Genomic DNA, 25,590 nt, shown 5'->3' with positions numbered 1-25,590 from the left:
GGGGTCACTCCCGGGTGCCGGCGCGGCGCAGCAGGTCTTCGAGGGCCGCGCGGGCGTGGTGGTCGACGGCGTGGGCGATGGCCGGGCTCAGGCCGGTGACGTAGGGGATCGTTTCCTCCAGGTCCAGGCCGCACAGATGACCCAGCACGACCACGTCCATCTGGTCCCGGGGAAGGCGGGCTATGGCGTCGAAGAGGTCCACCAGGTCGGTCATCATCACGAGCCGGCCCGGCACGCTGTCGCTGACCTCCTCGGTGGAGAAGACCGCGGCGCGCAGGTCGGGACGGCCGTCGCGGTGGGCGGCGCGGGCGAGTACCCGGGAGCGCAGCAGGAGCCAGGCGTTGCGGCGGACGTTCGCGCTGCTCGCGACCGTGTTCCAGGACAGCCACAGCAGGTCGAAGGTCTCGCCCACGGCCCAGCGGACACGGTCCTCCGCCAGCAGAAAGGCGCGGGCGTAGGCGGTGTAGGGCGCGTGCATCGCCTCGGTGAAGGCCTGGTGGGCCAGGGGCGGGGGCTCCGGTTCGCAGGCCACCTGGTCGATGCACTGCTCGATCCACCACTGTCCCTTGCGGGCTTCGCGTGCCGCGGCGATCCACAGCCGGCGCATCGGCCGCACGGGCAGACCGAGCGCGTGGATCACACTGAAGGTCATCTCCCAGACCGGGTAGTAACCGTTGCCGCGCAGCAGTTCGCTGATCCGGGTCTTGGAGTAGCCGGAGCGGTGGACGAGGTCGTCCAGGGTCAGGCCGCTGGAGAAGACGCGGTGGCGCACCGGTTCCAGCCAGGCCCGGTGCGCCACTCCCGCCGCCGGGGAGATGGGGGCCGGTTTCCGGCCGCGCCTGCCGCCGGGCTCCGCGGCGGCCGGTTGGTCATCGCCGGGGGGTGAGCTCATCGGGGCGGCTCCTCCCCGGCGGCGGTGGAGGCGGGCGCGGGGCCGGCGGTGGGGTCGGCGGACGCCCGGGAACCCTCGGGACCGGTCAGGGCCTGGACCATCTGCTGCACGAGCAGGCCCAGGGACGGGAGCAGAGTGGCCATGGCGGCGACCTGTCCCAGCACGGTCATCACCGTGCTCCACGTGAGGACCGTCACCAGCACGGCAACGGTCCACACCCTCTTACTCGACATCACACACTTCGTTTCTGTGAGCAGGTCTCACTCCAACTGCCCCTCCGCCAAGCGGTGCTGAAGCGCCGTCGGGAGGGAGAGCCAGCATGACCCCGCTTCCGTCCGCCACGCCACGTGATCATGGAGTTACGGAACAATGAGCCCGAGAGCCGGGTTGCGCTACCCCGCGCCACCCTCGGCGCGCCGGGTAAATGACGGTGATTCAGCCGATTGAGGGGAAAAGCCGCGTCTGCCCGCGAACCACGGCGTACACGGCCATCATGGGAAGCCCCAAGGCGCCACTCGACATCGCACGGGGAAAACCGCGCGGCCTCCTGTGCTGAAGCGACACCCAAGAGGGGGCCGCGCGGGCGCGACCCGATCGGGGCTCGGCGGGGGCGGTCGTACTCCTGTCGGTGTGATGTCCGTCAAGTGAGACGTGACGCGCGTTACTTAACGGTCACACAGTCGCTCCGGAGCGCTATGGTCCGCCGGAGAAGCAGACTTGGAGCGCGTTCAAGGGAGTCGGAGTGGCACGGAAGCTCGCCGTCATCGGGGCCGGTCTCATGGGGTCCGGGATCGCTCAGGTCGCCGCGCAGGCGGGCTGGGACGTCGTCCTGCGGGACGTCACCGACGAGGCACTGAAGCGTGGCACCGACGGCATCAAGGCGTCGTACGACAAGTTCGTGAGCAAGGGGAAGCTGGCGGCCGGTGACGCCGAGGCCGCGCTGGCCCGGATCACCCCGACCACCGACCTGGACGCCGCTGCCGACGCCGACATCGTGGTCGAGGCCGTCTTCGAGAAGCTGGAGGTCAAGCACGAGATCTTCCGCGCGCTCGACAAGATCGTGCGCCCGGACACCGTGCTCGCCTCCAACACCTCCGCCATCCCGATCACCAAGATCGCGGCGGCCACCGAGCACCCCGAGCGGGTCGTCGGCGTCCACTTCTTCTCGCCGGTGCCGATGATGCAGCTCGTCGAGCTGGTCCGCGGCTACAAGACGAGCGACGAAACCCTCGCCACCGCACGGGAGTTCGCCGAGTCCGTCGGCAAGACCTGCATCGTCGTCAACCGGGACGTGGCGGGGTTCGTGACCACCCGGCTCATCTCCGCCCTCGTGGTGGAGGCCACCAAGCTCTACGAGTCCGGCGTCGCCACCGCCGAGGACATCGACCTCGCGTGCAAGCTGGGCTTCGGCCACGCCATGGGCCCGCTGGCCACCGCCGACCTCACCGGCGTGGACATCCTGCTGCACGCCACCGGCAACATCTACACCGAGTCCCAGGACGAGAAGTTCGCCCCGCCGGAGCTGATGCGCCGGATGGTGGACGCCGGTGACATCGGCCGCAAGAGCGGGCAGGGCTTCTACAAGTACTGAGCACCATCTGTACGGACATTCGCCGGATCTCACCCTCGGGGGTATCACCCCCCGGGGTGAATTCGGTATCGGTTCGCTTACAAACAGCAACCGCACCACCACTCACGCAGTCAGACGTTGCAACGTCACGGAGTACCGCCAACCGCATTCAACGGGGAGCGCATATGCATATCAGGGGCGACCACGCCGAGCTGGTCGTCGGGGGCCGCCTCGACGTCCGCAGCGCGGCGGACGCCCGTACGGCCCTGCACTCGGCCGTCGACACCGGCGTCGGCGACCTCGTCCTCGACCTGTCCGAACTGGACTCCTGGGACGCCACCGGACTCGGGGTGATCATGGGGGCCCACCGGCGGGCCGGCCGCTGCGGCCGCCGTCTGGTGCTGCGCGGCGTGCCGCTGCAGATGCAGCGCCTGCTGGTGGCCACCCGGCTGCACCGCATCCTCGCCATCGAGGGCGGCATCGGGGTGGAGTCGCTGCCCCGCGTGTGAGGCACGTACGGGTGTGAGCCGGGCGGGAGGGAACTTCTGCGACCGGCGAGACCCGGGCGCAGCCGTCGAAGCGCACGACGCGGGCAATCCTCACCGGACTGTGATGTCTCGGACCGCATGGCACCCCGCCCTGTCGGCGATACTGAGCGAAGGTTTAGGGTTCGGTCGCCCGCCGCCTCGCAACCCTCGATCGAGCGGGTCCGGACCAGAAGCGACAGCGCGGTGTGCGACAAGGCCGGGAGGGGCCGGAACCACGGGCACACGACGCTTTTGGGGGGTTTGAACCCATGGAACCCATGGACCCGATCAACCCGGGACCCGACGAGCACGGCGATGCGGCGAGCCGCCGCCCGCCCCGGGAATCCCTGACCTCCGACTTCGGCCAGAGCACGCCCGTACTCGCCCGTACGGCGCACGTCGTGGCCGGCGACCTGCTGCTGACCGTGAACCCCGTCGACGGCAGCGAGATAGAACCCTGCCCGCCGTTCGAACGCCCGGGGCAGCCCCGCAAGCGCACCGCCGCCGAGCGCGCCGAGGCCGAGCGGGCCGCCCGCCCGCCCGTGCCGCCCGGCCCCGCCCAGCCGGCGCTCTCCCTGCTGGAACGCCAGGACGAGCGCGAGCGTCTGGTGCGGCTGCTGGCCCGCGGCCGTTCGGTACGGCTCACCGGACCCGGCGGCAGCGGCCGCAGTGCCCTGCTGGACCTGGTCGCCGAGGACTGCCTGGACCTCGCACCCGACGGCGTGGTGCGCCTGACCGGCTTCCACCGCACGGTGAGCGACCTCCTGCACGACCTCTTCCACGCCGTGTACGACGCCCCGCGCCACCGTCCCGATCCGGACGAACTGCGCGTACTGGTCCGCGAGATCGGCGCGGTCGTCGTCCTGGACGACATCGAGTTCGGCGGCACCGCCCTCGACGAACTCCTCGACACCACCCCCGAGTGCGCGTTCCTGATCGCCGCCACCCCCGACGTGCCCGCGCCCTCCGAGGGGTCCGCGGTCGAGGAGGTCTTCCTCAGCGGCCTCGACCGCGCCGGCGGAGTGGAGATCCTGGAGCGGGCCGTCGGCCGCGTCCTCACCGAGGAGGAGGCCAACTGGGCCGGCGACCTGTGGTTCGAGTCCGAGGGGCTGCCGCTCAGGTTCGTCCAGGCCGGCGCCCTGCTCCAGCAGCGCGAGGAACTGCGGGCCAGCACCGGAGCCGTGGACGAGTACGGCGTCTTCGAGGACGTACGCGATGCGGGCGAGCCGGCCCTGGAGCCGGCGGACGAGGTCCCGCTGCCCTCCCTCGGCGAGGCCGCCGCGCCCGCCCCGCTGCTCGCCTCCCGGCTCAGCGCCTCCGCCCGCGCGGCCCTGCGCTTCGCCGTCGCCCTCGGCGGTGAGGTGCCGCACCAGGCGCATCTGCCGGCGCTGATCGGTGACACCCACGCCGACGCCGCCCTCGGTGAGCTGGCGCGCTGCGGGCTGGTCTCGCCGGTCGGCGCCCGCTACCGGCTCGCGGCCGGTGTGCAGACCCAGCTGGAGGCCGCCGGGTACGCCGACGACGCCCCGGCCCAGGCGCTGGCCGCCGCCGAGCACTACACCTGGTGGGCCGGGCATCCCTCGGTCACTCCCCAGCGGGTGTGCGCGGAGGCGGACGCGGTCCTGGCCGCGCTCGCCGTGATCGTCCCGCACCCGGCTCCGTCCGCCGAGGGGGAGGAGAACCGCGCGGTACGGCTCGCCCGCACGGCCGCGCCCGCGTTCGCCGCCGGGCTGCACTTCAGCGCCTGGGAACGGGCCCTGCGCTCCGGCGCGGAGGCCTCGCGGCTGGCCGGTGAGGTGTCCGAACAGGCCTATTTCCACCACGAGTTGGGTGTTCTCGCGCTCTGCTTCGGCCAGCTCGACCGGGCCCGCGCCGAGCTGGAGGCGTCCATCGGGCTGCGCGGGGCGCTCGCCGACAAGCGGGGCACGACCGCCGGGCGCCGGGCGCTCGCGCTGGTCGCCGACCGCTCGGGCGACGTACCCGGGATCGTCGCGACGGCGGGGGAGGAGCTGCCGGAGGTACGGCACGAGGAGTCGGCGCCGCCGCCGTACGTGCCCTTCGGGGACCCCCTGGTCACGACCCGGCTCCCGGCCGCCACGGGGCGGGGCTGGGGCCTTGGGCGGCTCGCCCGCCGCAACCTCGTCGCGGTCGGCTCCGGTGCGCTGCTCGCCGCCGTACTGGGCACGGTCGTCACGCTGGGCATGACGTCCAACGAGAACGCCGACAAGAACCCGGCCGGCAAGGTCGACGTCAACCCCTCGGCGAGCCAGGGCACGGGCGACGGAACCCTGGGCGCCGACCCCAACCAGACCCCGTCCGCGGGCACCGGCCCGACCCGACCCGCCGCCCGCCCTACGGGCCCGGGCACCTACGGCACGACGGACGACCCGACCCCGTCCCAGCCGGCCACGTCCCCCTCGGCCGACCCGGGGCACACCACGGGCACGGGCGGCGGCGGCACGACCCCGACCCCGTCCAAGTCCCGGACCAAGTCGGGTTCACCGACACCGAGCAAGTCGAGTCCGTCGAGCACGGGAACGTCCACACCGTCGCCCACGGACAGCTCCACCCCGACGGTGACGCCCACGACCACGCCTCCGAGCACCACGAACACGGCGAGCGGCCCGGCGTCCAGCAGCCCGGCGAGCGCATCCCAGAGCACGGGCACGGGAACGCCGACCGGCTCGGGCACGGTGATGTGAGGTAGACAGCTCCGCTAGAACAAGCGGAGCTTGTCGTCCTCGATGCCGCGCAGGGCGTCGTAGTCGAGGATCTGGCAGTTGATGCCGCGGTCCGTGGCGAGCACGCGGGCCTGGGGCTTGATCTCCTGCGCGGCGAAGACGCCGCGGACCGGGGCCAGGTGCGGGTCCCGGTTCAACAGCTCCAGGTAGCGGGTGAGTTGTTCGACACCGTCGATCTCGCCCCGGCGCTTGATCTCCACCGCGACCGTCCGGCCGTCCGCGTCGCGGCACAGGATGTCCACCGGGCCGATGGCCGTCATGTACTCGCGGCGGATCAACGTGTATCCCTCGCCGAGCGTCTCGATGCGGTCGGCGAGCAGCTCCTGCAGGTGCGCTTCCACGCCGTCCTTGATCAGACCCGGATCCACGCCGAGTTCGTGCGAGGAGTCGTGGAGGATCTCCTCCATCGTGATGATCAGTTTCTCGCCCGCTTTGTTGACGACGGTCCACACGCCCTCGTCCTCGCCCGTGCCCTCCTTCAGCGTGCAGGGCGGCGACATCCAGTTGAGGGGCTTGTAGGCCCGGTCGTCGGCGTGGATGGAGACGCTGCCGTCCGCCTTGACCAGGATCAGGCGGGGCGCCGAGGGCAGGTGGGCGGTGAGCCGGCCGGCGTAGTCGACCGAGCATCGGGCAATGACGAGACGCATGGTCGGCAACGCTACTCGACGCCCCTCGGTGCGCGCGATTCGCCTGCCCCGCACCCGATCGATCGTCCCAATTGTCCCTGGAAACTCTTGTTCATCCCTGGCCGATTGTGCCCGTAACGGGACCGTTCCATATACGCATTCTGCTGGTGTGGTCACCGACGGTTGCCTACCGTAGTAAACGGGAGGTCGCCGTATATGTACTGAGCGTGTTCGAAATAGCGAACTCCCCTATCTGTCCGGCAACCCCTGCTCTTCGGGGGTGCGAGAGGAGAACCCATGTCGCTCGACGTCTCACCGGCCCTACTCGAACAGGCCGAGCGAGGCGAGGTCGACGAAGCAGCATTCGTCGACTGCGTCCGGACCTCCCTGCCCTACGCGTGGGAGATGATCAGCTCCCTGGTGGCCCAGCTGAAGGTCGACGGCGGACCGTTCGCCGACAACCAGACGCCCCCGCCGGACGAGCAGGCACGCGGTCAGCTGCTGCGTGCGCTCGCGAGTGACGCCATCCGCGGCGCCCTGCAGCGGCACTTCGGTGTGCGGCTGGCCTTCCAGAACTGCCACCGGGTGGCGGTGTTCCCGCTGGACGCCTCGGTGGACGAGACGTTGGCCCGCTTCACCTCGGTACGCAGCCAGTTGCTGAACCAGTCGCCGGAGCTTCGGGACTGCTGACGGGGCAGCCCCGGTCCGGCCGACGCTGTGAGCCGCTTGCTTGCCGCTCCACCCGCGGGAGGTGCATTCAGTGCTGGGGCGGCAAGCCCTCATGACGGACGGCGGGTTGTGCGGGTCAGCGCAACTGGGGCAGCACCTCGGCGCCCAGCCGCCGCAGGTTCTCCTCCGTCGCGGCGAGATCGCCCGAGCCCTCCGTCAGGAGGGCGAAACGGGAGATGCCGGTGCGCTCCGAGGTGGCCGCGAGCCGGTCGGCGGCCAGCCGCGGGGTGCCGACCGGGTGCAGTCCGCAGAGCAGTTCGGTGTAGGCGTAGGGGTCGCGCATCGCGCGCTCCCGGCCGTCGACCGTCACATGCGCCTCCAGCCCCTGCTTCAGCCAGCCCGGCATGGCCTTCATGAGCGTCTCCGCCGCGTCCGTGCGCCGGTCGGCGAGCTGGCACACCCCGGCCGAGACATGCGCGGCGCCCGCGATCTCCTCGCCGGGCCGGCCCGCCGCGCGGGCGCAGCGCCGCCACAGGTCGACCATCTCGGCCTTCTCCTCGTCCCCGACGTGCATGCCGAGCAGCATCGGCAGCCCGCGCTCGGCAGCCAGCCGTACGCTCGCCGGCGAGGTGCACGCGACGACGACCTCCGGTCCGGGGGTCTCCGTGAGCGCCTCCGACGGGCGCGGTACGACCGGCACCTGGCGGAACCGGAACCGCTCCCCGGCCGCTCCGACCCGCGGCTCGCGCAGCCAGCGCAGCAGCAGATCGAGTGATTCCGGGAACCCGTGTTCGTACGCCGCCAGGCCCGTGCCGAAGACCTCCAGGTCCACCCAGGGCCCGCCGCGCCCGACACCCAGGCTGAACCGTCCGCCGCTCGTCAGGTGCAGCAGCGCGGCCTGCTCGCCGAGGGCGACCGGGTGGGTCGTGGGCAGTACGCTGACCGCCGTGCCCACCCGGATGCGGCGGGTACGGCCGAGCAGCAGCCCGGCCAGCGTGACGGCGGACGGGCACGTGCCGTACGGCACGAAGTGGTGCTCGGCCAGCCACACGGCGTCAAGACCGGCCTCCTCGGCGACCTCCGCCGAGCGGACCGCCCGGTGCAGGGCCTCCCCGGGACCCTGGCCCGGGAACTGGGCGCCCAGCACAAAACTTCCTACATACATCGCATTTCCTGCTTCCTTGGCTCCGACCCGGAGCTCCCCCACCCGGCATAACCGTCTGACACGTGCCCAGGACACGGCCCGGCGGAGAGATTTGCGGATTGTCTGCAGAATGGGTCGCCCCGGAGGGGGACTTGTGCCGGTTGGTTCCGTACCCGTACCCCACTTGGCGGCGCGTAGGCTGGAGACAGCCGTGCTTTCTGTATAGCCCCGAGAGGTGTCCCGTGTCCCCGCGTCGCAACCGACCGAAGGCAGCCGGATCGTCGGGCCGGAGCGCCGAGGACGACCCCGCAGGCCGGTACGGCGGCTGGCAGTCGACCGAGAGCTGGCAGGGCGAGGAGTGGAGCGTGCGCCATGTCGCCGGGGCGAGCGCCGAGGGCAAGACCTACCGCTGCCCGGGCTGCGACCAGATGATCCCCTCCGGGGTCCCGCACGTGGTGGCCTGGCCGGAGTACGCGGGCGTGGACGACCGCCGCCACTGGCACAAGGCCTGCTGGAACGCAAAGGACCGCCGCACCACCCGGGCACAGCGGTCCCGTAACGCGCCGAGGTTCTAGCCGTCCGCCGGCAGACCCGGCCCCGGGACCGGTCGGGCGCCCTCCGGTCCGACCGCAGCAGCCGCGAGGGCCTGGCCCGTCGTCCGACGTCACAGGGAACCGCCGACCCCTGTCGCGACACATGCGCCGGGCCCCCGCGCGCGTGCGGCAACACGAAGGGCCTCCCCGGCTGCGGCGGGGGATGGTGTCATCCACCGCAGGCCGGGAAGGCCCTCGGGTCGTCGAGTGACCGGGCCGCCGCGCGGCGCCGGTCAGTGGTGCCGGAACCTCACACGTCCCGCTTCTCCAGCAGCGCGTAGGCGCCGGCGAACGCGGCTGCCGAGAGACCCAGCATGATCCACAGCGGGTCCCAGCCCGTGGGGCCGGAGCTGCTCAGGGAGTTGTCGTAGAAGCAGCTCATCTGGCTCGGGATGGAGTACTCCAGCAGCCACTGCCGCACCTTGGCCAGCGACTGCGAGGCCATGAACAGTGCGATCACCAGCGGGGCCAGCACGGCGCCGATCATGATGGTGATGGCGCCCGCGGAGTGCCGGATGATCGAGCCGATGAGCAGCGAGAACAGCCCGAGCAGCGCGATGTAGAGGCTGATGCCGACGGTCGCCTTCAGCCAGTCGCCGCCGGAGGGGGTGCGGGCGCCGCCGACGCCCTTCAGCATGGACGCGTGGATCATGGCCATGAGGCCGGACGTGGCCAGGGTGACCACGAAGGCGACGGCGAAGAACACGATCGCCTTGGCGGCGAGCACCCGGCCCCGGCTCGGGCAGGCGACCATCGTCGTACGGATCATGCCGGTGCCGTACTCCGAGGCCGTGGTCAGCACGCCGAGCGTGATGATGCACATGCTGCCGAGGAGCAGGCCGAAGAACCCGAACTGGAGCGGGTTCTGGTCCGACAGGCTCTCCGACCCGGAGTTGGAACTGACCACCGAGCCGGCCATCAGGCCGATGACGAGGACGAGGACGATGAAGACACCGAGCGTCCACATCGTCGACCGCACCGACTTGATCTTGGTCCACTCGGAGGCGAGCGCGTGCCCGAGGTGGGTCCGCACGACCGGGATCGGCGAGGTGTAACCGGGGTATGACCCGCCGGGCGCCGCCTGCCAGTCGGGCGCGGCGGCCGGGGCCTGCGGCATCGGGGGCTGGTGGGTGCTCATCGGGCGTCCTCGGGCTTGGTCAGGTCGGCGGGGGCGGTGGCCGGGGCGGGCGGGGCGGCGGCGGGGGGCGCCTGCTGCGGCGCGGGCGGTGCCGCGGCGGCCGGGGCCGCCGGCGGCTGTGCCTGCGGGGCCGGGGCGGCCGGCTGTGCCTGCGGGGCCGGGGCGGCCGGCTGTGCCTGCGGGGCCGGGGCGGCCGGCTGTGCCTGCGGGGCCGGGGCGGCCGGCCGTGCCTGGGGCGTCTGCTGGGGCGGCTGGGCGTAGGGGTTGGGGGCGCCTGCGCCCGCGCCGGCGGGAGCGCCGGGAGCGCCGTAACCGGGCGCCTGCGGGCCGCCGTACGCGCCCGCGGGCGCCTGCGGCATGGCGAACGGCTGGCCGCCCTGCTGGGGCGGCGGCGGGGCGTACCAGCCGGGCTGGCCCTGGCCGGGCACCGGCATCGGCGGCTGCGCGCCCGGCGGCAGCGGCTGCTGCAGGCCCGCCTTCTGGTCGGTGGTCGACCGGTAGTCGACCGCGCCCTGCGTCATCCGCATGTAGGCCTCCTCCAGCGAGGCCTGGTGCGGCGAGAGCTCCCACAGCCGCACCCCCGCCTCGTGCGCGAGGTCGCTGATCCGGGGCAGCGGCAGCCCGGTCACGCGCAGCGCGCCGTCCTGCTCCGGCAGCACATGGCCGCCCGCCTCGGTGAGCGTGGTGCCGAGCTTCTCGCGCAGCTGCGGCTCGGTGTCCGGGGTGCGCACCCGGGCGAAGTCGGCGGAGTTCGCCGAGATGAAGTCCTTCACGCTCATGTCGGCGAGCAGCTGGCCGCGCCCGATGACGATGAGATGGTCGGCGGTCAGCGCCATCTCGCTCATCAGGTGCGAGGAGACGAAGACCGTACGGCCCTCGGCGGCCAGGGACTTCATCAGATTGCGGACCCAGAGGATGCCCTCGGGGTCGAGGCCGTTGACCGGCTCGTCGAACAGCAGCACCTGCGGGTCGCCGAGCAGCGCGGCCGCGATGCCGAGGCGCTGGCCCATGCCGAGCGAGAAGCCCTTGGAGCGCTTGCGTGCCACGTCCTGCAGGCCGACCACCCCGAGCACCTCGTCCACGCGCCGGGCCGGGATGCCCGACAGCTGGGCGAGGCTCAGCAGATGGTTGCGGGCACTCCGGCCGCCGTGCACGGCCTTGGCGTCGAGCAGCGCGCCGACCTGGCGGGGGGCGTTGGGCAGCTTGCGGTAGGGGTAGCCGCCGATCGTCACCGAGCCGGACGTCGGGTTGTCCAGCCCGAGGATCATCCGCATCGTCGTCGACTTGCCCGAGCCGTTCGGCCCGAGGAAGCCGGTGACGGCCCCGGGCCGCACCTGGAAGGAAAGGTTGTACACGGCGGTCTTGTCGCCGTAGCGCTTGGTCAGGCCGACAGCCTCGATCATGCTCCGCACCCATCGAAAGGTTCAGGACAGCAGGGCGCACCACGCCCCCGTAAGGGTTAGGAGGATACCGAGGCGCTGACGGTTCCACCCAAGAGAAAGTAAAGCTGTGCGTCCCGGTCCTTGAGCACTGCGTGACCGCCGGTGAGCGCGGCGATCACGGAAGAACGCGGCCACGCCAGGACGAAGCCCCCTGCCACCGGAGCGGCAGGGGGCTTCGACTCGTCGAGCGCGTGTGTGCGGAAGCGTTACCGGGACTGCTGCGCCGGCACCCCACGGGAGATGGGCTCGTCGTCGCCCGGCGTGCCCGCGGCGGCCACCGCGGCGCCCGTCAGGGTCGCCAGCATCTCGCGGACGTTGGTCAGCTGGGCGTTGATCGAGTCGCGGCGGTTGGTCAGCGCGGCGAGCTCGCGCTCGGATTCCGAGCGGATGCGGTCGGCCTTGGCGTTGGCGTCGGCCACGATGTCCTCGGCCTGGCGCTGGGCGGTCTCCACCGTCTGGCGGGCCCGGCGCTCGGCGTCGGTGCGCAGCTTCTCGGCCTCCAGGCGCAGCTGCTCGGCGCGGTGCTCGATCTCCGCCAGCCGCTTCTCGGCCTTCTGCTGACGGGAGGCCAGGTCGCGCTCGGACTGCTCGCGGCGCTTGGCGAGGTTCGTCTCGAAGTCGGCGGCGGCCTGCGCGGCCTTGGCGCGGGTCTCCTCGAAGAGGGCGTCCGCCTCCTCGCGCTTGGACTGCGCGTCCTTCTGCGCCTCGGTACGCAGCTGGGCGGCGTCGCCCTTGGCCTTCTCGACGATCCGGACGCCCTCGTCCTCGGCCTTGGCCTTGCGCTCGGCGGCGTAGGACTCGGCGTCGTTGCGGACCTGCTGGGCCGCGGACTCGGCGAGGTCTCGGTGCTGTTCGGCCGCCCGCCGGGCCTCCTCACGCAGTTCCTTGGCCTCTTCCTCGGCCAGCCGCAGGATCTTCTCGACCCGGGCACCGAGACCCGCGTACGACGGCTCGGCGTCGGTGACCTGGGCCTGGGCGTTCTGCGTCTCGAGGTGGAGCTCCTCGATGCGCTTCTCCAAGGCGGTGATGCGGGCGAGAGCACTGTCACGGTCGGAGACGAGCTTGGAGATACGTTCGTCCACCTGAGCGCGGTCGTACCCACGCCGCACAAGCTCGAAGCCGTAGGGGGAAGTGTCGCTCATGGGGTTCCTGTCAATGAGACCGGTGAGGTGATAAGGGGAATCCTAGGGGCCGAAGCGGTGTGTCATCGAGCGGATACGGTTTTGATCTGGAGAATGGCACCTCTTTTGGGTGGCTGACCGCCGGAGGGCTTGCCAACGACTCGGGCAAAGCCCCCAGACGTTACCGGAACGCACCGCTCAGGTTAGCCGTCTGACGACTTGCCACCCGATCGGGGGGCGCCCACCGTCGCGCCGGCCTTGACCGAGCCGTCCTTGCCCGACGTCGGCGCCTCGAAGGACTCGAGCGCCTCCAGGACGTCCTGGACCCGGGAGATCTCGGCGTTGATGTCCTCGCGCCGGCGCACCAGGATCTCCAGCTCGCGCTTGCCCTCCTCGACCGTGCGCCGCGCCTCGCGGATCGCCTCGGCCTTGAGCTCCTCGGCCTCCTTGACGAGACTGGCCTTCTTCTGCTCGGCCTCCTTGAGCAGCCCCTCCGCCTTCTTGACGGCGGCGATGCGCACCTTGCCCGCCTCGGAGTTGGCCTCCGAGACCAGCTCCTTGGCCTTCGCCTCCGCCTTGGCCAGCTGCTCCTCCGCGGCCTTGATGAGGGCGTCGCAGCGGTCGCCGGTGGACTTCATCGTCTCGGCGGCCTCGCGCCGGGCCCGCTCGTGCAGCTCCTCGATCTCGGTGGTGATGCGGTCGCGCAGTTCCTCCGCGCGCTCGCGGATCGCGGTCGCGTCCCGGCGGGCGCCGACCAGCAGCTCGTCGGCGTCCGTACGGGACTTCTCCACCAGCGAGTTGCCCTCGATCGTGGCCTCGGAGACGATCCGCTCGGCCTCGCTGCGGGCCGCGCCGACCATCGTGTCGGCCTGCGACTCGGCGTCCGCGGTGGTCTTCAGCGCCTGCTCCTGCGCCTCGCCGAGCAGCTTGTCGACCTCGGCCGTGGTCTCGGTGATGAGCGTGTCGACCTGCTCGGCCGCCTCCGAACGCCGCTTGTTGGCTTCCTTGCGGGCCTCGTCCAGGGTCCGCTCGGCCTCCTCGCGGGCGGAGGTGACCAGCCGTTCGGCTGTGTCCTCCGCGTCCGCCCTGAGCTGCTCGGCCTCCGCCCGTACCCGCTCGGCGTGCGCCTGCGCCGAGCCGACGGTCTCGGCGGCCTCCGCGCGCAGCCGCTCGGCCTCGCCGGCGGCGTCCCCGAGGAGCTGCTCGGCGGCTGCCAGGGCCTCCGCGCGCACCCGGTCCGCCTCGGCGGCGGTCTCCGTCTGCAGCCGGTCCGCCTCGGCGAGCGTCTCGTTCTGCAGGCGCTCGGCCTCGTTACGGGCCTCCGTGATGAGGGTGTCCGCCTGGGTCGCCGCGTCCGAACGGATCCGGTTGGCGTCCTCGCGGGCGTCCGCCCGGGTCCGGGCGGCGGCCTGGTCGGCCTCGGCGAGCGCGTCCGAGGCCTCGGTGCGCACCCGCTGGGCGTACTCGCCGGCGTCCGCGCGCAGCCGTTCGGCCTCCGCCATCGCCTCCGCGACCGTACGTTCGGCCAGCGCCTTGGCGGCCTCCGACGCCTCGTTCGCCTCGCGGCGGACACGGCTCGCGTCCTCGCTCGCCCGCTCCCGCTCGGCGTAGGCGTCGGCGCGGACCCGGTCCGCCTCCTCCTCGGCCTCCCGCTTCGTCCGGTCCGCCGCGTGCTCGGCGGCCGAACGCAGCCCGGTGATCTCCTCCTGCGCCTGCTCGTGCAGCCCGGCGACGGAGTCCCGCACCTGCTGGGCGTGCTGCTCGGCGGCGGACACCATCTCGGTGGCGCGCCGGTCGGCCTCCTCGACCAGCCGGGTCGCCTCGGCCTGTGCCTCCTCCACGCGCCTGCGGGCGGAGGCCAGCAGCTCCTCGCTCTGCTCACGGGCCCGCCGGCGCTCCTCCTCGGCCTCCTCGCGGGCGGCACCGAGGGTCTCCTCGGCCTCGCGGCGACGCCGGACGGCCTCCTCCTGGGCGGCGGCCAGGGTCTCCGACGCCTCGGCACCGAGCCGTTCGGCGGCGGCCTGTGCCTCCGCGCGCACCCGGTCCGCGGTGTCCTGGGCCTCCGCCTTCAGCCGCTCGGCCTCGGCGGCGGCCTCCGAACGCAGCCGTACGGCGACGGCCTCGCCCTCGGCGCGGGAGGCGGACGCGTCGGACGCGGCCTCGGTGCGCAGCCGGTCGGCCTCGGCCTCGGCCTGCTGCTGCAGCGTGCGGATCCGGTCGGCCGCCTCGGCGCGCAGCCGCTCGCTCTCCTCCGCGGCCTCGCGGCGGATCCGGCCGGCCTCTTCGCGGGCATCCGTGAGCGCCTGCTCGGCCGATTCCAGCCGGTCCTGCGCCTCCGTCTGCAGCCGGGTCAGCTCCCCGGCGGCCTCGGCGCGGCGGGCCTCGACGGCGCGCTCGGTCTCCGCGCGCAGCTCGCGCGCCGCGGTCTCGGCGTCCGCCTTGACGGACTCGGCCTGCTCGTCGGCCTCGGCACGCAGCCGCTCGGCCTCCTTGCGGGCCCGGTCCAGGGTCTCCTCGGCCTGCCGGCGCAGGCTGGTGGCCCGCTCGATGGCCTCGGTGCGGACCTTCTCGCTGTCGGTGGTCGCGGTCTGCCGCAGCTCGTCTGCGTCCGCCTTGGCCTTGGCCAGCAGCTCCTCGGCGGACCTGGCCGCCTCCTCGATCTGCGCGACCGCCTCCCGGCGCGCCTCCGCGCGGATCGACTCGCCCTCGGCGACCGCGTCGGCGCGCAGCTGCTCGGCCTCGCCGCGCAGCCGGCGGGCCTCCTCCTGCAGCTCGACCGTCTTGGCGCGGTACTCCTTGGTGTCGTCCTTCGCCGCGCCTTTGAGCTGCGCGGCGATGTCGTGCGCCTCGGCGCGCAGCCGGTCCGCCTCGGCCTCGGCCTCGGTGCGGATCCGCTCGGCCTCCTCGGCGGCGGCCCTGGTGGTCCGCTTGGCCTCCTCGGAGGCCTTGTTCAGCACGTCCTCGGCGGTCTTGGCGGCCTTGGACAGCTGGGTCGCGCTCTCCTCGGCGGTGATCGTGCGGGCCTTCTCGGCGGCCTCGGCGACGATCTTCTCGGCCTCGGCACGGGCGTCCGCGACCAGCTGCTCGGCCTCGGACCGGGTGGTCTCGGCCTCCTTGGTGGCCTCCTCGACCAGCCGGGCGACCTGCTCCTTCGCCGTACGCGTGCGGGCCTCGCCCGCGGCCTCGGCGCTGGAGAGGGTCTTGGCCGCGGCCTGTTCCGCCTCCGTGACCAGCTTCTCGGCCTCGGCCTGCGCCTTGCGCAGCGCCTCCTCGGCCGCCGCCATCCGCTCCTCGGCGGCCCGGCTCAGCTCGGTGGCCTGCCGGCGTGCGGCGTCCGACTCGCCGGCCGCGTCGGTGCGCAGCTGCTCGGCGTGGTCGGTGGCCTCCTGGGCCTGCTGGGAGGCGGCGTTCAGCAGGCGTTCGGCGTCCGTGCGGGCGCGGCGCAGAAGCTGCTCGGCCTCCGCACGGGCCGCCTCGGCGTCACTCTGCAGCCGCTCGCGGGCCTCCCGGGTCAGCCGCTCGGCCTCGGCGCGGGCGGTGGCCAGCGCCTGGTCGGCCTCGGCGCGGGACTCGTCCATGAGCCGGCGGGCCTGCTGTTCGGTGCGGGCGCGCAGCTGCTCCGCCCAGGCCACGTTCTCGTTGACGTGCGACTCGACCGTGGCGCGGCGCTCGGCCAGCTCCTGGTCGAGCTGCTGGCGCCGGGTCACCGCCTCCTGGTGCAGTTCGGCCTGGAGCCGGGCGGCCTGCTCGGCGTGCTCCTGCAGGATGCGCTGGGTCTGCGCGCGGGCCTGGCTCAGCTCCCGCTCGGCGTCCTGACGCAGCTGGTCGGCCTGCATCTGGGCATTGCGGAGCAACTGCTCGGCCTGATAGCCGATGTCACCGCCGTCGAAGGCGGGCCGGGTCATCAGGGTGCGGCGCGCCTCGTGCAGCTTGGCGCGCAGCACCTCGACCTGGTAGCCGAGGTCCTCGGCGTGCTGGATCGCCTTCTCCCGCTCGGTCTTCAGCCGCTTCATCTCGGCCTCGAACCGAGAGAGGTGGTCGACGTCAGCCGCCGGCTCTCGCTCCTGGCTCTCGTAGCCCCGCACTGCGCGGTCCCATCCGTCCCCTGGTCAGCTTCTCCAACGAGCCTCGTCCTCCGCCGAACGGGGCCCCCGGGGAATGGTGTCAGATCAACGGCGGAGCACGGGCTGCTGCCCCGACGCTCGTCCCCCGAAACCCGGACCCCGGCATCGGTCGTCCCCGGTTTCGGGGACGACCGCCCCCAACCCTACCGGCCCTTATGTACGGGGGTCAGTGCTCAGGGGACTCAACAGGGGCCGAAGTGACCAGTTCTGTGAGCACGCCGTGGCAATCCTTGGGGTGCAGGAAGGTGATCCGCGACCCCATGGAGCCGCGCCGCGGCTCGTCGTACAGGACCCGTACGCCCTTGTCCCGGATGTCCGCGGCGTCGCCGTCCACGTCCGCGGTACCGAAGGCGATGTGGTGGACACCCTCCCCGTTCTTCGCCAGCCACTTGCCGACCGCGGAGTCCTCGCGGGTCGGCTCCAGCAGCTGGAGGTAGGAGGCGCCGCCGTCCGAGGTCTCGTTGATCTTGAGCATGGCCTCGCGCACGCCCTGTTCCTCGTTGACCTCGGTGTGGAACACCTCGAAGCCGTAGGTGGCCCTGTAGAACTCGACGGTGGCGTCGAGGTCGTGGCAGGCGATCCCGATGTGGTCGATTCGCGTCAGCATGGATTCAGTGCAGCGCTACGGCGGTGGTTGCGCAACGTGCGAGCGATCACACTGACAGGCCGATGACGGCACGGAGTGCCATCAGTACATTCGAAGTAAACCCTCGTTCACTCCTCGGCCTGGGCAGGCCGGTAAGGGGATCGCAGCTCATGCCTTCTGGAACGAACAGCTCGGTGATCGTCGCGGGCGCGCGTACGCCCATGGGACGACTTCTGGGCTCTCTCAAGTCCTTCTCCGGAGCCGATCTGGGCGGCTTCGCGATCAAGGCCGCCCTCGACCGTGCGGGGATCGGCGGCGACCAGGTGCAGTACGTGATCATGGGACAGGTGCTCCAGGCAGGCGCCGGCCAGATCCCGGCCCGCCAGGCCGCCGTGAAGGCCGGCATCCCGATGAACGTCCCGGCGCTCACCATCAACAAGGTGTGCCTCTCCGGCCTCGACGCCATCGCGCTGGCCGACCAGCTGATCCGCGCCGGCGAGTTCGACATCGTCGTGGCGGGCGGCCAGGAGTCCATGACCAACGCCCCCCACCTGCTGCCGAAGTCCCGCGAGGGCTTCAAGTACGGCGCGGTCCAGATGATCGACGCCATGGCGTACGACGGCCTGACCGACTCCTTCGAGGGCATCGCCATGGGCGAGTCCACGGAGAAGCACAACACCCGCCTCGGCATCGGCCGCGCCGAGCAGGACGAGATCGCCGCCCTGTCCCACCAGCGGGCCGCCGCCGCGCAGAAGAACGGCCTGTTCGAGGCCGAGATCACCCCGGTGGAGATCCCGCAGCGCAAGGGCGACCCGGTCCTGTTCAGCAAGGACGAGGGCATCCGCGGCGACACCACCGTGGAGTCCCTGGGCAAGCTGCGCCCGGCCTTCAGCAAGGAGGGCACGATCACGGCGGGGACGAGCTCCCAGATCTCGGACGGCGCGGCCGCCGTGGTCGTGATGAGCAAGGCCAAGGCCGAGGAGCTGGGTCTGACCTGGCTCGCCGAGATCGGCGCGCACGGCAATGTGGCCGGACCGGACAACAGCCTGCAGTCCCAGCCGTCCAACGCCATCCTGCACGCGCTGAAGAAGGACGGCCTGGAGGTTTCCGACCTGGACCTCATCGAGATCAACGAGGCCTTCGCCGCGGTCGCCGTGCAGTCGATGAAGGACCTCGGCGTGTCCACCGAAAAGGTGAACGTGAACGGTGGTGCGATCGCCCTGGGCCACCCGATCGGCATGTCCGGCGCCCGGCTCGTGCTGCACCTGGCGCTGGAGCTCAAGCGGCGCGGCGGCGGGGTCGGCGCGGCCGCGCTGTGCGGTGGCGGCGGCCAGGGTGACGCGCTGATCGTGCGGGTACCGAAGGCGTAACCACCCTCGTTGCACGCGTCTGTACGTCTGTGAACCGAACGGAGTTGTTTGATGCAGGACGTCTCCTCTCTGGTGGCCCAGGCCAGGGAAGGCCGGCCGCGGGCCGTGGCCCGGCTGATCTCCCTCGTGGAGGGGGCGTCCCCGCAGCTCAGGGAGGTCATGGCGGCGCTGGCCCCGCTGACCGGCAACGCGTATGTGGTCGGCCTGACGGGCTCCCCGGGCGTCGGCAAGTCGACCTCCACCTCCGCGCTCGTCACGGCGTACCGCAAGCAGGGCAGGCGGGTCGGCGTCCTGGCCGTCGACCCGTCGTCCCCCTTCTCCGGCGGCGCCCTGCTCGGCGACCGGGTGCGGATGTCGGAGCACGCCTCGGACCCCGGGGTGTACATCCGCTCCATGGCCACCCGCGGCCACCTGGGCGGCCTGGCCTGGGCCGCGCCCCAGGCGATCCGCGTGCTGGACGCGGCGGGCTGCGACGTGATCCTGGTGGAGACGGTCGGCGTCGGCCAGTCCGAGGTCGAGATCGCCTCCCAGGCGGACACCAGCGTGGTCCTGCTGGCCCCCGGCATGGGCGACGGCATCCAGGCGGCGAAGGCGGGCATCCTGGAGATCGGCGACGTCTACGTCGTCAACAAGGCGGACCGGGACGGAGCCGACGCCACCGCCCGCGAACTGAACCACATGCTGGGCCTCGGCGAGTCCCGCGGCCCCGGCGACTGGCGCCCGCCCATCGTGAAGACGGTCGCGGCCCGCGCCGAGGGCGTCGACGAGGTCGTGGAGGCGCTGGAGAAACACCGCGCGTGGATGGAGGAGCGCGGCGTCCTGACGGAGCGCCGCAGGGCCCGTGCGGCCCGTGAGGTGGAGACCATCGCGGTGACGGCCCTGCGCGAACGCATCGGCGACCTCCACGGCGACAGCCGGCTCAGCGCGCTCGCGGAGCGGATCGTCGCCGGTGAGCTCGACCCGTACCGCGCGGCGGACCAGCTGGTGGCGGGCCTGACCCAGGGCTGAAGGCGGTCGCCAACCGACGGACCCCACTGGTAAGTTGGCGGGCATGTTCCTCTCCGTGGCGTAGAGCGGCACCGGACCGCGAGGCCGACGAACGACCGGCCCTCGCGTCCCTCGGTGTCCCCTCTTCCGCCTCCACCAGAGGAACTCCAGCATGTCCACGCATGCCCCCGCGCGGCCCTCGTACGCCGCCGTCCTGCGCGTGCCGCACGCCCGCCGCGCCTTCGCCTCCGCCCTCATCGCCCGCCTGTCCTACGGCACGGTCTCCCTGGCCGTGCTGCTGTCCGTCACCCGTGCCACCGGCTCCTACGCCGTCTCCGGCGCCGTACTGTCCCTGTTCGGCGCCACGACCGTCTTCCTGTCACCCCTCAGGGCCTCGCTGATCGACCGCCACGGCCCGCGCCGCGCCCTGCCGCCCATGGCCACCCTGTACGGCGGTCTGCTCTGCGTCCTCGCCGCGCTGACCTGGCGCCCGGGCGCCCCCGCCCCGGCCCTCGCCGCGACCGCCGCCCTCGCCGGCGCCTGTGCGCCCCCGCTGGGCCCGGCCATGCGCGCGCTGTGGTCGGAACTGGTGGCGGAGCCGGGCCTGTTGCAGCGGGCGTACAGCCTCGACGGGGTCGCCGAGGAACTGCTGTACGTCACCGGTCCCGTGCTGGTCGGCGTCCTGAGCGGCTGTGCTCCGCCGGCCGCCGGGATCCTGCTGAGCGCGCTGCTGGTCGTGGGCGGCACCGGTGTCTTCGCCACCTCCCCGGCCCTGCCCGGCCCGCGCCCCGCCACCGCGCCCGGTCGGGGCACCGGCGCCCTCGGCGGGCTGTCGGCGCCGGTCGCCGTCGCCACGGGCCTCGGGCTGGCCCTCAGCGGTGTGGACCTGCTGGTCATGGCCTTCGCCGCCCAGCACTCCTACGGCACCGCCCTGGTGTCCTGGGCCATGGGCGCGCTCTCGGCGGGCAGCGCGGTGGGCGGGCTGCTCAACGGGGTGATCCGCTGGCGGGCCCCGGCCCGCACCCGCCTGTGCCGCTTCGCGGCGGCTCTCGGTGTGGTGATCGCCGGGGCGGGGCTGGCACCGGGAGTGTGGAGCCTGCTGGCCGCGATGGTGTGCGCCGGCGCGTTCATCGCTCCCGCGCTCACCACGGCGTACCTGCTGGCCGCAGAGGTGGCGGGGGAGGGGGCGCGGACGCGGGCCGGGGCGTGGGTCAACACGGGGGTGAACGCGGGGAGTTCGGGCGGGGCGATGGTCACGGGGCTGCTCATCGGGCACATGCCGCTGCCCTTGTGCTTCGTCCTGGCCGGGGGCGCGGCTCTGATCGGCGCCGTCGTGCCGTCCGCCGTCACCGGGTCTCGCGCCTGAAGCCGCCGTTGCCGCTACGGGCGGTCCGTCTCCCCAGTGCACCGCAAGGGCCTGGGCACCCCCAGGCGGTACGGGTGGGCGCAGACAACACCCACCCCAACCCCCCGGCCCCACTACCCCACCCCGAGCCGATGAGCCGAGCTCAGGGACGCCCCCGCTGCCCCCTCAGGTGCTCGGCGATCGGCTTCAGTGCCTTGTCCAGGTCCGTCAACGCCTCCGGCGACAGCAGGTCGATGAAGTGCCGCCGCACGGAGGCGACATGATGTGGCGCCACCCTCTTCATCGTGTCCATGCCATGCTCGGTCAGCACGGCGTACAGCCCCCGCCGGTCGGACTCGCAGTTCTCTCGGCGCACCAGGTTCGCGTTCTCCATCCGCGTGATCTGGTGCGACAGCCGGCTCTTCGACTGCAGGGTCGCGGAGGCGAGGTCGCTCATCCGCATCCGGTGGTCGTCCGACTCGGACAGGTTCACGAGGATCTCGTAGTCGTTCATTGTCAGGCCGAACGGCTGCAGATCCCTCTCCAGCTGGTACGTCAACAGCCTGTTGACCTCCAGGTGGGTGCGCCAGGCGCACTGCTCCGCATCGGTCAGCCAGCGCGTGGCCGTCTCGGTCTCCATGTATGAAGTCTACCTAAGAAGTTGAATGGCGAACTACTTTGGGTGGTGTGACAGTGCGCACGCGTTCGATGTCACCCTCCGCAGACTACCGCTCACAGCCCGAAGCGGCGCTGGAGGTCTCCCAGCTGTCCGGGAAGGCGCGGTTGACCCGAGGGTTGCGGACCGTGTCCGCCCGGTGCCGCTCCGCCACCCCCGGGCACCCCGGGTTCGGACGGAACGACACCCGTCGCCGCCTCCTCCATGAGGGTCTCCGTCGACTGCAACAGGACCGTCCCGGCGCCCACGAACTCGAACTGGTGCTCCTCTCCGGATACCCCGCCCAGGCCAGTCATCGCACGTAGACCGCCCAGTACCCCCGTCAGATATCCGTGGTCGTAGTGATGGCACGGCGACGGGCAGTCGGCCCACCCGACGAGCGCCTGAGGATCGACCCGGATCGGAGGTTCCATGAACACCACCGGACCGTTAGATGCGGCCACAAACTTTCCGGTTCCGATAAGGGTCAGAAAACCCGGCACGATCGATTGCTTGAGCGCGAGACTTGGCTGAAAAGCGAGCAGGTTGCCCGCGCGAATGGTCAAGTTCCCGTCGTCCAGGTCGTAGGAGTTGACGTCGAAGGCCCGGTCGGCGAGGAGCATCTTGCCCGAGCCCGCCGCCACGACCCAGTCGCTCGCGTGCAGTGGCGAATGGAACGAGGTGCGGACGAGCCGGTCGAGTCGGCCGTGCCCGATGCCGTTGAACTCGATCGCCCCGTAGTAGGCGATCATCTTCCCCTTCTGCAGGAACCACTGCCCGCTCTTGAGCTCGACACAGAACGTGTACTTGTTCACGTTGTCGTCGGCGGGCAGGGTCATGGGGTCGTGCACCACCGGGCCGCCGGGGGTGCCGTACGTGCTTCCGTACGCGCTCACAGCTTCTCCTCCGACGCCTGGACGTACACCGTGCCGTTGCCGCTCAGCTCCAGCTGGAAGGCCTCGCCGGAACCGCGGCCCACCATCTCGCGCCAGCCCAGCGCGGCGGACAGCTTGTTGCGGACCTCGCCGTGGTGGGCGACGTACGCCTGCGGGTCGACGTGGACCGGGCGCTGCGGGGTGATCGGGATCTCGAAGACGCCGCCGTGCGCCATCACGGCGACGCAACCCTGGCCCTGGAGGGTCGTCGTGAACAGGCCCTGTCCGGTGACCTGGCCGCGGACCAGGCCCATCACCCCGCCCTGGGAGCCCATGAACATCGTGCCCTGCCGGAGCGTGCCCTCGAAGGCGAGCAGGCGGTCGGCCTCGACGTAGAGGGTGTCGCCGGTCAGGTGGATCACGTGGACGTGGTGACCGCCGTGCCCGAAGAAGACGGTGCCGCTGCCCTCGACGGTCATCAGCGGGGTCGCCTCGCCCGTCACCCGGCGCCCGATCATGGACATCAGCCCGCCCTGGCCGCCCTGGATGTTCGGCGTGAAGGACACGTCCCCCTTGTAGGCGAGCATCGCCCCGCGCTGACTGAACAGCCGCTGCCCGGGCAGCACGGTCGCCTCGACCATCTTCGAGTTGATCTCCCGGAACGCCATGGCTACAGATCCCCCGCGATCGTGTTCCGCTCGCTCGGCTGCACGTACACCAGTCCGTCGCCCTCGAAGCGGATCTGGAAGGCCTCGCCGCCGCCCTCCCCGAGGAACGTGCGGAACGTCACTCCGGACTGGAAGGACTGCCGGACGCTGCCCTGGTGGGCGATGTAGGCGCCCGGGTCGACGATCAGCGGGTACTGCGGGGTGACCCGGAGCACCACCGCCGGCCCGTCGGACAGGAGCGCGGCCTGCCCGTGCCCCTCGACGGTCGTCGTGAACAGGCCGTTGCCCTGCGAGGCGCCGCGCAGCCCGGTGAACGTCGTGCCCGTGCGCAGCCCCGCGTCGGTCGCCAGCAGGTTGCTCGACTCGACATACAGCTTGTCCCCCTGGAGGGCGACCAGGTTGATCTCCGAGGCCCGGTCCGCGAACCAGCAGGTGCCGTGCCCCTTCACCTCCATCACCGTCATCTGCTCGCCGGTGAGCCGCCGGGTCACCATCCCGCGCAGTCCCTCGCCCCCACCGGTGAGCTTCTTGAAGCTCATCTGCCCGTCGTACGCGACCATCGAGCCGTTCTTCGCCTTCACGGCGTCCCCGGTCATGTCGACGGCGAGCACCTTGCTGCCTTGCAGTCGGAACATCGCCACGCAGCGAAAGTAGCGGCGCCGCGGGTGGACGGAACAGGGCCCATAGGTGGACACCGACCCTGAGCGGACCCCTACGGGCGCCGTTTGCCACAATGGGGCCTCGCTTGTGCTTCCGTTCACAAACTGTGGACGTCTCTCCCACCGAAGGTGACCAGTGGACCTCAAGACAGCCTCCGCCCTCCGCCGCCTCCGCCTGGTCTCGGCCCCGGAAGCCGTGTCCTTCCTGATCCTGCTCGTCTGCTCGGTCCTGAAGCGGACCACGGACTTCAACGCGGTCCCCGTGATGGGCGCGGTCCACGGCGTCCTGTTCATCCTGTACGTGATCTTCTGGGCGGACGCCTGGAACCGCACCAAGTGGCCGCTGCGGACCGGGCTCCTCTACTTCGTCCTCTCGGTGCTGCCCACCGGCGGCTTCTTCGCCGAGCGCAAGCTCAAGCGTGCCGCCGAGGACGAGGTCATCGCGGCCCGCGCCCGCAAGGAAGGAATCGTGAACGCATGATCGTCGCCTTCTCCGTGACGCCCCTCGGCGTCGGCGCGGACGTGGGGGAGTACGTCGCCGACGCCGTCCGCGTGGTCCGCGAGTCGGGGCTGCCCAACCGCACCGACGCCATGTTCACCTCCGTCGAGGGCGAGTGGGACGAGGTCATGGACGTCGTCAAGCGCGCCGTCGCCGCCGTGGAGGAGCGCGCCCCGCGCGTGTCGCTCGTGCTCAAGGCCGACATCCGCCCCGGCGTGACCGACGGACTCACCTCCAAGGTCGAGACCGTCGAACGGCACCTCGCGCAGTAGTCGGCCCCCTTTTTTGAGCGGTCGTGGGCGGAGGTGTACGTTCCCCTCCTGATCATCCGAGCGATCGCTCAACTTCACGTTCTGGCCTGGGGGAACACCATGGGTCTCTACCGAGAGACACACATACGCGCCGACCTCGACGAGGTGTGGGCGCGCACCCAGGACCCCGTCACGCGCCTGCGCTGGGACCTCCGCTTCACGTCGATCGCCCCGCTCCCGGCCATGGCGGGCGAGCCGCGGCGTTTCACCTGCACGTGGCGGGTACTGCCGCTTTTCACCGTGCCCGCCACCGGCGTCGCCGCCGGCGAGAAGGACCGCCCCGACGGCACGCGTGTGTGCGCCCTGCGTTTCTCCTCCTCGCACCCGCTCTCCCCGGTTGCCGAGGCGAGCGCCTACTGGCGCTACGTGCCCGACGCGCACGGCGTGCGCCTGCTCACCGGGTACGACTACCGGGCCCGCGGGGGAGCGTTCGGCGCGGTCGCCGACCGGGTGCTGCTGCGGCCGCTGACCGGCTGGGCGACGGCGTGGTCCTTCGACCGGCTCCGGCTGTGGCTGGAGCGCGGGATCACTCCGGAACGGGCCCTGGTCAACTGGCTCGTCGAGCTGGCGGTGCGCGCGCTGGTCCTCACGGTGTGTCTGACCGGGCTCGGGCTGGAGTCGCTGCTGCGGCTCTTCGGGTCCTTCGCGGACACCGTGGCCTATCTGTGCCCGCTGGTGCTGGTCGTCGGCGGCTCGCTCGCGGTCTTCAAGGCACCGCTGGCCGGGACGCCCGCCGCGCGGCGGTGTCTGCGGGCGCCGGTCACCCAGGCGCGTACGCCCCGGGTGCTGCGCCGGCTCGAGGCGTACGGGTGACGGCCCGCGCCCCTCAGGATCGGCGCATCTCCCCGGAGCCTGTCAGTGCCACCGTTCCTAATCAGTGAGCGGGAGTGAGTCTTGGACCCACGCCTGGTCACTGCGGACACCCCGAACGGTTGTGGATGCCCTGGTCGCCCGCGTACTCGCCGCGTCCGGCGGCACGGATCGTGTCCGTGGTCCGGGGATGCGGGGGCGGGGTCCCTCGCGCCCAGGGACACGCCGGTCGGCCTGG

Annotated in this window: 24 protein-coding genes and 1 pseudogene; 11 read left to right on the top strand and 14 right to left on the bottom strand. The window is 72.0% G+C overall.

The window, feature by feature from the left end; genetic code table 11:
• Positions 1 to 4 precede the first annotated feature (4 nt).
• Together ACFYZB_RS14005 and ACFYZB_RS14000 are read right to left on the bottom strand one after the other, a co-directional pair.
• Positions 5 to 892 carry an XRE family transcriptional regulator gene (locus ACFYZB_RS14005; protein WP_388758154.1) on the bottom strand — a complete coding sequence of 296 codons (888 nt, stop codon included), beginning with the start codon at positions 890 to 892 and terminating at the stop codon, positions 5 to 7.
• Complete coding sequence (locus tag ACFYZB_RS14000) at positions 889 to 1,125, bottom strand: hypothetical protein (protein ID WP_351215629.1); 237 nt, start codon at positions 1,123 to 1,125, stop codon at positions 889 to 891. Before ACFYZB_RS14000 ends, ACFYZB_RS14005 begins: the two co-directional genes overlap by 4 nt.
• Before the next feature lie 509 nt (positions 1,126 to 1,634).
• Between ACFYZB_RS14000 and ACFYZB_RS13995 the strand changes: the two genes are divergently transcribed.
• From ACFYZB_RS13995 to ACFYZB_RS13985, 3 genes are all read left to right on the top strand, one after another.
• Positions 1,635 to 2,483, top strand: a complete 849-nt coding sequence (locus ACFYZB_RS13995; protein WP_388758152.1) for a 3-hydroxyacyl-CoA dehydrogenase family protein — start codon at positions 1,635 to 1,637, stop codon at positions 2,481 to 2,483.
• Positions 2,484 to 2,647: 164 nt separating this feature from the next.
• Positions 2,648 to 2,971 carry an STAS domain-containing protein gene (locus tag ACFYZB_RS13990; RefSeq protein WP_100828269.1) on the top strand — a complete coding sequence of 108 codons (324 nt, stop codon included), beginning with the start codon at positions 2,648 to 2,650 and terminating at the stop codon, positions 2,969 to 2,971.
• Between the two features lie 296 nt (positions 2,972 to 3,267).
• Entirely contained in the window at positions 3,268 to 5,691 is a 2,424-nt protein-coding gene (locus ACFYZB_RS13985) for an ATP-binding protein (protein WP_388758588.1), read from the top strand.
• A gap of 14 nt (positions 5,692 to 5,705) precedes the next feature.
• Here the strand turns inward: ACFYZB_RS13985 and nucS are convergent, their stop codons facing one another.
• Positions 5,706 to 6,377, bottom strand: coding sequence for an endonuclease NucS (gene nucS, locus ACFYZB_RS13980; RefSeq protein ID WP_351215623.1), 672 nt, complete (start codon positions 6,375 to 6,377; stop codon positions 5,706 to 5,708).
• Between the two features lie 276 nt (positions 6,378 to 6,653).
• On the opposite strand from nucS, the gene ACFYZB_RS13975 reads away from it, so the two are divergent.
• On the top strand, positions 6,654 to 7,046 hold the full coding sequence (locus tag ACFYZB_RS13975; RefSeq protein ID WP_030656147.1) for an SCO5389 family protein: 393 nt from the start codon (positions 6,654 to 6,656) through the stop codon (positions 7,044 to 7,046).
• Positions 7,047 to 7,161: 115 nt separating this feature from the next.
• On the opposite strand, the gene ACFYZB_RS13970 is transcribed toward ACFYZB_RS13975, so the two are convergent.
• Positions 7,162 to 8,190 (bottom strand): LLM class flavin-dependent oxidoreductase, encoded by a 1,029-nt coding sequence (locus tag ACFYZB_RS13970; RefSeq protein WP_388758149.1) that lies wholly within the window; start codon positions 8,188 to 8,190, stop codon positions 7,162 to 7,164.
• Between the two features lie 221 nt (positions 8,191 to 8,411).
• Between ACFYZB_RS13970 and ACFYZB_RS13965 the strand changes: the two genes are divergently transcribed.
• The gene (locus ACFYZB_RS13965; protein WP_388758147.1) at positions 8,412 to 8,744 is read left to right on the top strand and encodes an ATP/GTP-binding protein; all 333 of its coding nucleotides are present in this window, start codon (positions 8,412 to 8,414) and stop codon (positions 8,742 to 8,744) included.
• Positions 8,745 to 9,012: 268 nt separating this feature from the next.
• Here ACFYZB_RS13965 and ACFYZB_RS13960 read toward each other — a convergent pair whose 3' ends face one another.
• The 5 genes from ACFYZB_RS13960 to mce all read right to left on the bottom strand — a co-directional run bounded on the left by ACFYZB_RS13960 (position 9,013) and on the right by mce (position 17,194).
• On the bottom strand, positions 9,013 to 9,900 hold the full coding sequence (locus ACFYZB_RS13960; protein WP_388758145.1) for an ABC transporter permease subunit: 888 nt from the start codon (positions 9,898 to 9,900) through the stop codon (positions 9,013 to 9,015).
• Positions 9,897 to 11,303, bottom strand: a complete 1,407-nt coding sequence (locus tag ACFYZB_RS13955; RefSeq protein ID WP_388758143.1) for an ABC transporter ATP-binding protein — start codon at positions 11,301 to 11,303, stop codon at positions 9,897 to 9,899. Before ACFYZB_RS13955 ends, ACFYZB_RS13960 begins: the two co-directional genes overlap by 4 nt.
• Before the next feature lie 245 nt (positions 11,304 to 11,548).
• Positions 11,549 to 12,484 (bottom strand): cellulose-binding protein, encoded by a 936-nt coding sequence (locus tag ACFYZB_RS13950; protein ID WP_228623609.1) that lies wholly within the window; start codon positions 12,482 to 12,484, stop codon positions 11,549 to 11,551.
• Between the two features lie 182 nt (positions 12,485 to 12,666).
• The gene (gene scy / locus ACFYZB_RS13945; protein WP_388758140.1) at positions 12,667 to 16,548 is read right to left on the bottom strand and encodes a polarized growth protein Scy; all 3,882 of its coding nucleotides are present in this window, start codon (positions 16,546 to 16,548) and stop codon (positions 12,667 to 12,669) included.
• A 205-nt stretch (positions 16,549 to 16,753) separates the two neighbouring features.
• Positions 16,754 to 17,194, bottom strand: a complete 441-nt coding sequence (gene mce / locus ACFYZB_RS13940; RefSeq protein WP_055704832.1) for a methylmalonyl-CoA epimerase — start codon at positions 17,192 to 17,194, stop codon at positions 16,754 to 16,756.
• Positions 17,195 to 17,343: 149 nt separating this feature from the next.
• Here mce and ACFYZB_RS13935 point away from each other — a divergent pair, with 149 nt between their 5' ends.
• From ACFYZB_RS13935 to ACFYZB_RS13925, 3 genes are all read left to right on the top strand, one after another.
• Positions 17,344 to 18,543, top strand: coding sequence for an acetyl-CoA C-acetyltransferase (locus tag ACFYZB_RS13935; RefSeq protein ID WP_351216099.1), 1,200 nt, complete (start codon positions 17,344 to 17,346; stop codon positions 18,541 to 18,543).
• A 51-nt stretch (positions 18,544 to 18,594) separates the two neighbouring features.
• Positions 18,595 to 19,551 carry a methylmalonyl Co-A mutase-associated GTPase MeaB gene (meaB, locus tag ACFYZB_RS13930; protein ID WP_351216101.1) on the top strand — a complete coding sequence of 319 codons (957 nt, stop codon included), beginning with the start codon at positions 18,595 to 18,597 and terminating at the stop codon, positions 19,549 to 19,551.
• Between the two features lie 151 nt (positions 19,552 to 19,702).
• Positions 19,703 to 20,896 (top strand): MFS transporter, encoded by a 1,194-nt coding sequence (locus ACFYZB_RS13925; RefSeq protein WP_388758137.1) that lies wholly within the window; start codon positions 19,703 to 19,705, stop codon positions 20,894 to 20,896.
• Between the two features lie 142 nt (positions 20,897 to 21,038).
• Here the strand turns inward: ACFYZB_RS13925 and ACFYZB_RS13920 are convergent, their stop codons facing one another.
• The 4 genes from ACFYZB_RS13920 to ACFYZB_RS13905 all read right to left on the bottom strand — a co-directional run bounded on the left by ACFYZB_RS13920 (position 21,039) and on the right by ACFYZB_RS13905 (position 23,708).
• The gene (locus ACFYZB_RS13920; RefSeq protein WP_351216105.1) at positions 21,039 to 21,515 is read right to left on the bottom strand and encodes a MarR family transcriptional regulator; all 477 of its coding nucleotides are present in this window, start codon (positions 21,513 to 21,515) and stop codon (positions 21,039 to 21,041) included.
• A 92-nt stretch (positions 21,516 to 21,607) separates the two neighbouring features.
• The gene (locus ACFYZB_RS13915) at positions 21,608 to 22,369 is read right to left on the bottom strand and encodes an AIM24 family protein (RefSeq protein ID WP_351216107.1); all 762 of its coding nucleotides are present in this window, start codon (positions 22,367 to 22,369) and stop codon (positions 21,608 to 21,610) included.
• A gap of 53 nt (positions 22,370 to 22,422) precedes the next feature.
• Positions 22,423 to 23,073, bottom strand: a complete 651-nt coding sequence (locus ACFYZB_RS13910) for an AIM24 family protein (RefSeq protein ID WP_388758135.1) — start codon at positions 23,071 to 23,073, stop codon at positions 22,423 to 22,425.
• Positions 23,074 to 23,075: 2 nt separating this feature from the next.
• Entirely contained in the window at positions 23,076 to 23,708 is a 633-nt protein-coding gene (locus ACFYZB_RS13905; RefSeq protein WP_351216170.1) for an AIM24 family protein, read from the bottom strand.
• A 160-nt stretch (positions 23,709 to 23,868) separates the two neighbouring features.
• On the opposite strand from ACFYZB_RS13905, the gene ACFYZB_RS13900 reads away from it, so the two are divergent.
• From ACFYZB_RS13900 to ACFYZB_RS13890, 3 genes are all read left to right on the top strand, one after another.
• Entirely contained in the window at positions 23,869 to 24,213 is a 345-nt protein-coding gene (locus ACFYZB_RS13900) for a DUF3817 domain-containing protein (RefSeq protein WP_351216111.1), read from the top strand.
• Positions 24,210 to 24,503, top strand: coding sequence for an MTH1187 family thiamine-binding protein (locus ACFYZB_RS13895; protein WP_351216113.1), 294 nt, complete (start codon positions 24,210 to 24,212; stop codon positions 24,501 to 24,503). Before ACFYZB_RS13900 ends, ACFYZB_RS13895 begins: the two co-directional genes overlap by 4 nt.
• Before the next feature lie 99 nt (positions 24,504 to 24,602).
• Entirely contained in the window at positions 24,603 to 25,355 is a 753-nt protein-coding gene (locus ACFYZB_RS13890; RefSeq protein ID WP_388758132.1) for a hypothetical protein, read from the top strand.
• Between the two features lie 57 nt (positions 25,356 to 25,412).
• Here ACFYZB_RS13890 and ACFYZB_RS13885 read toward each other — a convergent pair.
• Positions 25,413 to 25,590, bottom strand: a pseudogene (locus ACFYZB_RS13885) (IS200/IS605 family accessory protein TnpB-related protein); the annotation flags it as partial.

Source organism: Streptomyces sp. NPDC001852 (assembly GCF_042891825.1).
GTDB lineage: Bacteria > Actinomycetota > Actinomycetes > Streptomycetales > Streptomycetaceae > Streptomyces.
This window is presented reverse-complemented; position numbering and strand designations above follow the sequence as displayed.

Bases quoted from the DNA above. Each gene is read 5' to 3' on its own strand.
- ACFYZB_RS13955 (WP_388758143.1), bottom strand. From the start codon at position 11,303: ATGATCGAGGCTGTCGGCCTGACCAAGCGCTACGGCGACAAGACCGCC.
- ACFYZB_RS13915 (WP_351216107.1), bottom strand. From the start codon at position 22,369: ATGACCCTGCCCGCCGACGACAACGTGAACAAGTACACGTTCTGTGTC.
- ACFYZB_RS13985 (WP_388758588.1), top strand. From the start codon at position 3,268: ATGGACCCGATCAACCCGGGACCCGACGAGCACGGCGATGCGGCGAGC.
- ACFYZB_RS13910 (WP_388758135.1), bottom strand. From the start codon at position 23,073: ATGGCGTTCCGGGAGATCAACTCGAAGATGGTCGAGGCGACCGTGCTG.
- mce (WP_055704832.1), bottom strand. From the start codon at position 17,194: ATGCTGACGCGAATCGACCACATCGGGATCGCCTGCCACGACCTCGAC.
- ACFYZB_RS13990 (WP_100828269.1), top strand. From the start codon at position 2,648: ATGCATATCAGGGGCGACCACGCCGAGCTGGTCGTCGGGGGCCGCCTC.
- ACFYZB_RS13905 (WP_351216170.1), bottom strand. From the start codon at position 23,708: ATGTTCCGACTGCAAGGCAGCAAGGTGCTCGCCGTCGACATGACCGGG.
- ACFYZB_RS13895 (WP_351216113.1), top strand. From the start codon at position 24,210: ATGATCGTCGCCTTCTCCGTGACGCCCCTCGGCGTCGGCGCGGACGTG.
- meaB (WP_351216101.1), top strand. From the start codon at position 18,595: ATGCAGGACGTCTCCTCTCTGGTGGCCCAGGCCAGGGAAGGCCGGCCG.
- ACFYZB_RS14005 (WP_388758154.1), bottom strand. From the start codon at position 892: ATGAGCTCACCCCCCGGCGATGACCAACCGGCCGCCGCGGAGCCCGGC.
- ACFYZB_RS13935 (WP_351216099.1), top strand. From the start codon at position 17,344: ATGCCTTCTGGAACGAACAGCTCGGTGATCGTCGCGGGCGCGCGTACG.
- ACFYZB_RS13960 (WP_388758145.1), bottom strand. From the start codon at position 9,900: ATGAGCACCCACCAGCCCCCGATGCCGCAGGCCCCGGCCGCCGCGCCC.
- ACFYZB_RS14000 (WP_351215629.1), bottom strand. From the start codon at position 1,125: ATGTCGAGTAAGAGGGTGTGGACCGTTGCCGTGCTGGTGACGGTCCTC.
- ACFYZB_RS13925 (WP_388758137.1), top strand. From the start codon at position 19,703: ATGTCCACGCATGCCCCCGCGCGGCCCTCGTACGCCGCCGTCCTGCGC.
- ACFYZB_RS13950 (WP_228623609.1), bottom strand. From the start codon at position 12,484: ATGAGCGACACTTCCCCCTACGGCTTCGAGCTTGTGCGGCGTGGGTAC.
- ACFYZB_RS13920 (WP_351216105.1), bottom strand. From the start codon at position 21,515: ATGGAGACCGAGACGGCCACGCGCTGGCTGACCGATGCGGAGCAGTGC.
- ACFYZB_RS13970 (WP_388758149.1), bottom strand. From the start codon at position 8,190: ATGTATGTAGGAAGTTTTGTGCTGGGCGCCCAGTTCCCGGGCCAGGGT.
- ACFYZB_RS13890 (WP_388758132.1), top strand. From the start codon at position 24,603: ATGGGTCTCTACCGAGAGACACACATACGCGCCGACCTCGACGAGGTG.
- ACFYZB_RS13975 (WP_030656147.1), top strand. From the start codon at position 6,654: ATGTCGCTCGACGTCTCACCGGCCCTACTCGAACAGGCCGAGCGAGGC.
- nucS (WP_351215623.1), bottom strand. From the start codon at position 6,377: ATGCGTCTCGTCATTGCCCGATGCTCGGTCGACTACGCCGGCCGGCTC.